Here is a 251-nt window from a genome sequence, read left to right as displayed (position 1 = left end):
AATCACGGTGGATGCCAAGGGCGAGGTATTAGAGCTCAAGAACACCGTCAACGAGATGGTAGACCAGCTTAATCGCTTCTCCGAGGAAGTGACGCGGGTGGCGCGCGAAGTAGGTACCGAGGGTAGGCTGGGCGGTCAGGCGCAAGTGCCGGGCGTCGATGGCACCTGGAAGGAGCTGACCGACAACGTCAACGCGATGGCGAATAATCTGACCACGCAGGTGCGTAACATTGCCGAGGTGACCACGGCGG

Annotated in this window: 1 protein-coding gene; it reads left to right on the top strand. The window is 60.2% G+C overall.

Annotation, left to right across the window (positions count from 1 at the left end; all coding sequences use genetic code 11):
- A partial coding sequence (locus H4J46_RS00010) for a hypothetical protein (protein WP_182231557.1) occupies positions 1-251 on the top strand: 251 nt, incomplete at both ends.

It is taken from the genome of Colwellia sp. MB02u-6 (assembly GCF_014077095.1).
Lineage (GTDB): Bacteria > Pseudomonadota > Gammaproteobacteria > Enterobacterales > Alteromonadaceae > Cognaticolwellia.
The sequence above is the reverse complement of the archived record's forward strand: the minus strand, read 5'-3'. Positions and strand labels throughout refer to the sequence as shown.